This is a genomic window from Caballeronia humi, from assembly GCF_001544475.1.
In the GTDB taxonomy this organism is placed as follows: domain Bacteria; phylum Pseudomonadota; class Gammaproteobacteria; order Burkholderiales; family Burkholderiaceae; genus Caballeronia; species Caballeronia humi.
This window is the reverse complement of the sequence record NZ_FCNW02000110.1, coordinates 1-7,056: the sequence shown is the minus strand read 5'-3', so window position 1 is coordinate 7,056 and position 7,056 is coordinate 1. Positions and strand designations below refer to the sequence as shown.

Below are 7,056 nucleotides of genomic sequence, written 5' to 3'. Positions count from 1 at the left end.
CACGATGGCCTCGCACGCTACACTTAGACAGCCTTTGGCTGCATGACTGAGGCGACAAGTACCTTGACACGCGCCGAGCCATTACCCCATGACGACGACCCGTTTCGCAACACGCTTGAGCTGTTGCCCTTCGCGATTCTCGTGACGAACCTGCATGGCGAAATCGTGCTCGCCAATGCGGCATCGGAGAAGCTCTTCGGCTACAGCCGTGCCGATTTGATTGGCGCATCTGCCAATGTGCTCGTGCCTGGCTTGCGCGACGGCGCTCATGCCGCGCTGCAGATCGATACGGCTTCGGGTCACGCGCTCAGCGCAGCGCATGGCTCGCGCGATGTGTTCGCCCGTCGCAAGGAAGGCACCGAATTCCCCGTTGAGATCACCACCAATCCTCTGACGTCGCACAAGGAAGCGCTGATGCTCACCGTCGTCATCGACCGGTCGGAGCGCTACGAACTGCAGCGCAACCGGCAGGACCTCGCGCATCTCACGCGCGTCTCGACGCTCGGCGAACTTGCGGGCTCGCTGGCTCACGAACTGAATCAGCCGCTCACTGCGATCCTCAGCAACGCGCAGGCGGCGCAGCGTTTCATGGCGATGGAGCCGATCGATCTCGACGAAGTGCGCGAGATTCTTTACGACCTCGTCGCGGACAATCGACGCGCAAGCGAAGTCATTCGGAGGATTCGCGCGCTGCTAAAAAAGGGCGCGCTGGCAGCCGCGCCGCTGAGTCTCGCGGACGTGATCACCGACGTCGCGCTGCTGCTGCACAGCGACGCGATCGTGCGCTGCGTGCGCGTCTTCATGAATATCGATCCCGCGTTGCCCCCGGTTCATGGCGACCGCGTGCAGTTGCAGCAGGTCGTGCTGAATCTGCTGCTCAATGCGTTCGACGCGATGGAGTCCCACGGCGTGCCCGATCGCGAGGTCGTGATCGAGGCGTCGGTGGATGACGAAGGCGCGGTGCGGGTCGCGGTGCGCGACTGCGGGCCCGGCCTCGCGGACGATATCGTCGAGAAGGTCTTCACGCCGTTCTTTACGTCGAAGCGTGACGGGCTCGGACTGGGACTGTCGATCAGCCGGTCCATCGTCGACACGCATGGGGGGCGCATGTGGGCCGAGAACAATGCGGGTGCTGGCGCCACCTTCTATTTCACGCTTCCCACCGGATCCGCGCCTTGCCATCACACAAAGCCATGACTTGTCGCAAAACCGCACCCGCGACGGCCGGATCTCGGCACTTTTCTACGTATCGGCGAGCTATCAGCTCGGGCAGCACTGGCTCACGTGCGCCACATGGAATCGCGTGATCACACGTTAGAAGGGGTACGCGATGGAGAGATGCGCAACTTCGGTCGTACAAGCGTAAGCGCCCGGTGATCCCAGGAGTTCGGCAGCCGACGTCAGTCTACTGTTGGAGCTGAGGCTGCCAGAGATGCGGCAATAGCTCATCAAGCCGGCTGGCGGGCTGCGTAGGGAGGCGGGTCAGGATGTCTTTCAGATAGGCATAGGGATCGTGCCCATTTAGCTTAGCCGACTGGATGAGACTCATCACTGCGGCCTGACGCCGGCCCGCGCGAGCGGAACCCGCGAAGAGCCAGTTTCCCCTGCTAACGGCAATCGGCCTTATCTGGTTTTCGCACCAGTTGTTATCGATGGGAAGGTGGGGATCATCGAGATATCGGGTGAGCGCTGCCCACCGCCGCAGACTGTAGTCGAGCGCCTTCGCTATGGACGAACCTTCGTTCACGCGTGCGCGCTGCAGAACCATCCAGGCGTGCAGTGCTTCGGCGATGGGACGCGCGCATCGTTGGCGAAGTGCCCATCGATTTTCGGAGCAGAGATCACGCGCTTCGCGCTCGACATCGTACAGTTGGCTGATGTAGCGCAACGCATCCTCGGCAATCTGGCTTCGACTGGCAACATGCAAGTCGTAGAATTTACGGCGCGCATGGGCAAGACAACCAACCTCGGTCACGCCTTCGGTAAACAGCTGCTTATAGCCCGCGAAGTCATCGCACACCAGGTGGCCGCGCCATTGATCGAGGAAGGCTCGCGCATGTTCGCCCGCGCGGCTCTCGGCGAAGTCGTAGACAACCGCCTTCAATGGTTCGAATGCTCCCGGGCAATAAGTCCAGAGATAAGCGCGGTGCGTCTTCCCCTTTCCCGGACTGAGCATCGAAATCGGTGTCTCGTCGGCGTGCAACACGCGATGCTTCAGGATCTTCTCTTTTAGCGCGTCAACTAAGGGCTGCAGTTGAACGCCACACGTGCCCACCCATTGACCCAGTGTCGATCGGGGAATGGCCAGGCCGGCACGCGCGAAGATGCGTTCCTGTCTGTACAGCGGAAGGTGATCGCCGTGTTTCGAAACAAGCACGTGAGCCAGCAGGCCCGCCGTCGGAATGCCTTTATCGATGACGTGCGCCGGCACCGGTGCCTGAGTTAAGGTCTCGCAGTGAGCGCACACCCATTTGCCACGAACATGACGCTCGACGGTGAACATGCCCGGCGTGTAATCGAGCTTCTCGCTGACATCCTCGCCGATGCGCTTGAGCTCACAGCCACAGCCGCAAACGGTCGACTCGGGCTCGTGATGGACATTGACACGTGGAAGGTTCGCCGGAAGCGGTGCCCGGCGCGGCTTGTTCGGCGCGTCTTTGGTCTTTGGCTCGGTGGACAGCCTCTCCAACTCGAGTTCGATCGCGGCCAGGTCGGCATCGATAGATTCATCGAGCAAGCTTTGCTGTTCGTGACCGATCTTCTCGCTTCGGGCAGCAAACTTCCAGCGTTTAAGCACGGCCATCTCGTGCGTGAGTTGCGCGAGCTTCGCGTCGCTGAATCGTAGTGCTGCTTCCGTGCGATCGACGATCTGTTGTTGTGCCTGAACTTCCGTCATCAATTCCAGGGCGAGCGCACGCAGTTGGTCTGCGCTCATGTCCTGGAGTTGTGTCCTATCGATCATGACCAATAGTGTGCCAAAGCCCGTGCGACAAGGGCATTGGCACACGCACCGATTGCCGCGGCCCCGCTCACACCACGCGAATCACGCCGTCCTGCCCAATGCGCTGCCACGGCAATCCGAGCACGAGTCCGGCCAGTTGCTCCTGCGTGATCGCCCGACGCGTGCCGTTTCCGGGCTGCGGCCAGACGAACTGTCCCTGGTTCAGCCGCCGTGCTGCCAGCCAGATTCCGATTCCGTCGTGCACGAGCACTTTCATGCGGTTGGCCCGACGGTTGGTGAAGAGATAGGCGTGGTGGGGGTGAGCCGCCTCAAACACGGCGACCACGCGCGCGAGTACTGTATCGAAACCCGCTCGCATGTCCAACGGGTCAACTGCGAGCCACGCCTCGTCGATGCGGATCATTTTAACCACTCGCGTAACCACGCTGCGCACTGGGCCGCGTCTGATGTCGGCCAACTGACCGTGATCGATTGCTGGCCGCGCCGTACCTCGACGCGGATTTCTCTTTGATGATCTGCGTCGCTTAGTTGAAGTGGGACGAAAGCAGGTGGTATGGGCGCCGCTGCTGGTGGCTTCATTGCCACGATATCGCTGCCCGTCGTCGTTGCGCCGCTCTCGGCCTTCTCCAACCAACGCCGCAGCAAGTTGGCATTCAGTTTATGCATCATCGCGATCGCGGCAACCGACACGCCTGGTCCTTGGCAGGCTGCCACTACTTCCGCTTTGAATTCGTCCGTGTATCGCCGCCGTTTGCGGCGACCCAAGGGGGCATCCTGGTCAATAGTGTTCACTTGTCCGCCTATTCGTTAAGTGGACACGATGCTCCCAAGGCTGCTACGTCGATTCAAGATGCCATCACCGGGCGCTTACGTACAAGCAGCCCGCAAAAGCGCCGTACTGGCGCTCACGCTCGGCTTGAATTTCGCGCCATGGTCAAATGTTTGGGCGGACCAAGGAGGCGTCGCGTTTTGGTTGTCAGGCCAGTATGCGAGTCTCGCTGCCCTGCCCGCCACGCCGGGATGGTCGGTGGCCGTGATTCCCTACTACTACAATGGCAGCGCGAGGGCGTTGTCACGTTAAAGTGTTGGCGACGCAATTGCGCAGGGGACGCACATTTGCTCAGAATGCGGACGGATTTTGGGTGACCTCAGTGAAGCGATGCCATGTCGCGAAGCGTTCGCCGAGCTGTTTGCGGTAAAGGGAGGCGCGCAGTAGATGTCGCTTGATCGCGAAGTGCTGCCTGATCGGGCCGAAGCTCGACAGGAACACCTGCGTACGTTCCGGATCGCGGAAGCCACGCATGCGGCGCTCCCGTTCACGCGTAGGCTGATGACTGTTTTCGGCTCGGTTGTTCAACCGGGCGCTTGCTTTGACGAAGACGTGCTTGACGTTTGCCAGCTCGGGGATTTCGGCTTTCGCGGCGGGATAGCTGCGCAACTGGTCGGTGACGATCTTGCGTGGCACTTCGGGACAAGAGGCAAGCACGCGCTTGAAAAACCGCTTAGCTGCGGCCTTGTCGCGACGCTTCTGCAGCAGGATATCGAGTTCGGCACCGTGCTGATCAACTGCCCGCCACAGCAGATAAGGCTCGCCGCGCAACGTCACAAACACTTCGTCCAGATGCCACGTGGTGCCGGGCTTGCGGCGAGCAGTCTTCACGCGATGGGCAAAGGCCGCCCCAAATTTGTTGCACCAGCGCCGAATCGTTTCGTAACTGACGACAACCCCGCGCTCGAACAGTAATTCCTCGATGTCGCGCAGGCTTAACTGAAAGCGGAAATACCACCGCACGGCGCAGCTGATGACCACCGCCGGAAAGCGGTGACCGTAATAGAGCGATCTTGTATTCTTCATCGCGCAATCTTACGCGACCGCCCCAGCAACGTGACAATGCCCTTGGAGCCGCTACGCTCGATCGCCTACAACACGGCGCCTATCGCGTCGTTATCGAGGGCGAAAGCTTCCGCAAGCCCAAACCGATGATCGACAACGGCGAAAATCCAGTTGCCAAAAACGGCAAAAAACCGCAATCTTGAAACCGTTCGAATCCGCGTTCTACCTCGTTTCTGCTGGCGCCATTACGGCGTCCATCCCCGGCGCCACTGCGCCGCCCCGTGACACGCAATCGCTGCCAGGCATGACCGGAAGCTGGGCGGACTTTAAAAATGGTAGTCGAATCGCGAGCTGATGGGATTCAGCACGTTCGCACAGCGATGACAGCGCGGTCACCGCCACCAAGAAAGTGCGGGGCTGGCTGTGAGCCGGTACTTTCTCGCCACCGCTCGGCCGTCGAGACGAGGCATATGGATATTTACCCACTATGACGTGAGCAAGAGTCCAACCCTCTGGACATGGTGCGTTGCCCTAGCTAGCCGTTGCGGTAGCCGCGCGTGGAACACGACCTACCGTTGCCGATCTTAGGGCCTTTTAGAGACATACGATGAGAGAATGCTATCGTTTCGTACCCCATTCAGTGACTGCCGCAACGATTTTGTCAGCATCCTTGACCGGGGCGGCGTTTGCCGAGGACACCGTTGTCATTAACCTCAACTTATCTGAGACGAGGCTGTCGACGTCGGAGCTTTTGACCTTAAAGCCGGTCGTGAATCGATTGTATGCGCCCGATACATCGACAGTAACGCCAAATACCGACGCGGGACCATACTCCCCCGGCGTTATGACGCAAAAAGGCATCGTAACGGACACCGGACCTCGTGCATATGGATCTTTCGGCATTCCATTTACATCTACTCGCGTGCAGGACGGTGATCAAAGCGCTTCGGGCGCTACGCTTGCCAACCTTCTTAGCACAAGCTTCCCTTACCGGACGATCGGCAAGCTCTCGTTCTCTGCCGGCTACTGTTCCGCGAGCCTTATTCGAAGAAGCGTTCTTGTAACGGCCGCACACTGCATCCAAAGCTTCGGCAGTGGGAATACGGCCTATTCCGACTATCAGTTCATCCCAGGACATTACGGTGCGCCTGGTGCCACAGCAAAGCAGAAAGCTCCATATGGCATATGGAACTGGACCGCCTTCGTTCGTCCGGCGAGCTGGGCTAACGGCACCGACACAGGATCTGGCGCAGCCCGGAACAACGATTTGGCGGTGATCGCCCTCGCCAAGAACACTGACAATCAGTTCATCGGCGACATCACCGGATATCTAGGTTATGGTTGGAACAACTGTTCGTTCGTATCATCTCCGAAGACGGGCAATTTACAGACTGCTGCCGTCTCGACCTTCGGATATCCGGACCTTCTCGACGGTGGCGCGATTATGCAGCGCACCGACGGGCCGACTTACACAACAGTGGTCGGCGGAGCCTGGCAGCTCTGGCAAGGAAGCGACCTCACGGGTGGCTCAAGCGGTGGCCCTTGGATCGTGAATTTCAAGTCTCGCGACCCAGTGCGGGAAGGTGACGCCGTTGCAGGTACCGCTTCGAAGCTCGCGGTCATTGGCGTGACGTCATGGGGAACCTCGGATCCCAATGCGGCCAAGGATAACTACTCCTCCCAGTTCCGCCAAAACGCGCAGTACCCGAATGCAAATTATGGCGGTTACGGAGCAGGCAACATTGCCTCGCTGCTGAACACGCTGTGTAACAAGAGAGCTCCCGGTGGCGGTACGTATGCATCGCAAGGCTATTGCGACTAGAGTGTGTGGTGGCTGCGCCTCTGTCCCGATGAATTGCGCGCCGGCCTTTGCTGGCGCCGGAACGTCGCCATTGTCAGTGCATCAATCACGACGACCGTGTAGCGCGCGGCTTATGGTGTCAGCCGACGACTTCGCGGTTCAAAGGGTCCAGCTCGACTGCCGATACTCCTGAAAATACCTTTTCAGTCTCTTCCCGTATGTCGGTTTTCGGCTTGCGGCTTGGACTGTCCTTTGATTCATTACGCAACAGCCTCCGTTCAACCGGTAAGACCACAGTCACTCGCTGGTCGCCTCAATATGGGATGTCATCGCGCCCCGGCTTGACCCGTTTCGACTTGATGAACGGTGCTTCGGTGGACAGCTCAACACGCATTTCACCGGCCATGATGACTTGGCCTGTCGGAGCGTTAGTGCCGTCCACCCGCACAAACGAAATTA

The 7,056-nt window shown here is 59.6% G+C and carries 7 protein-coding genes; 3 read left to right on the top strand and 4 right to left on the bottom strand.

The window, feature by feature from the left end:
- Positions 1-63: 63 nt before the first annotated feature.
- Positions 64-1,197 carry a two-component system sensor histidine kinase NtrB gene (locus tag AWB65_RS33755; protein ID WP_235008047.1) on the top strand — a complete coding sequence of 378 codons (1,134 nt, stop codon included), beginning with the start codon at positions 64-66 and terminating at the stop codon, positions 1,195-1,197.
- Positions 1,198-1,405: 208 nt separating this feature from the next.
- Here AWB65_RS33755 and tnpC read toward each other — a convergent pair whose 3' ends face one another.
- The 4 genes from tnpC to AWB65_RS33735 all read right to left on the bottom strand — a co-directional run bounded on the left by tnpC (position 1,406) and on the right by AWB65_RS33735 (position 4,817).
- Complete coding sequence (tnpC, locus tag AWB65_RS33750) at positions 1,406-2,962, bottom strand: IS66 family transposase (protein ID WP_087671137.1); 1,557 nt, start codon at positions 2,960-2,962, stop codon at positions 1,406-1,408.
- A 67-nt stretch (positions 2,963-3,029) separates the two neighbouring features.
- The gene (gene tnpB, locus AWB65_RS33745; RefSeq protein ID WP_087671136.1) at positions 3,030-3,365 is read right to left on the bottom strand and encodes an IS66 family insertion sequence element accessory protein TnpB; all 336 of its coding nucleotides are present in this window, start codon (positions 3,363-3,365) and stop codon (positions 3,030-3,032) included.
- Positions 3,362-3,754, bottom strand: a complete 393-nt coding sequence (tnpA, locus tag AWB65_RS33740; protein ID WP_087671135.1) for an IS66-like element accessory protein TnpA — start codon at positions 3,752-3,754, stop codon at positions 3,362-3,364. The genes tnpB and tnpA overlap by 4 nt, the downstream gene beginning before the upstream one ends.
- Before the next feature lie 328 nt (positions 3,755-4,082).
- Positions 4,083-4,817 (bottom strand): IS6 family transposase, encoded by a 735-nt coding sequence (locus AWB65_RS33735; protein WP_087671134.1) that lies wholly within the window; start codon positions 4,815-4,817, stop codon positions 4,083-4,085.
- Here AWB65_RS33735 and AWB65_RS33730 point away from each other — a divergent pair.
- A complete protein-coding gene (locus AWB65_RS33730; RefSeq protein WP_327359543.1) occupies positions 4,805-4,999 on the top strand; it encodes a hypothetical protein in 195 nt (64 codons plus the stop codon). The genes AWB65_RS33735 and AWB65_RS33730 overlap by 13 nt on opposite strands.
- Before the next feature lie 404 nt (positions 5,000-5,403).
- Entirely contained in the window at positions 5,404-6,618 is a 1,215-nt protein-coding gene (locus tag AWB65_RS33725; protein WP_087671133.1) for a trypsin-like serine peptidase, read from the top strand.
- The last annotated feature ends 438 nt before the right edge of the window (positions 6,619-7,056 follow it).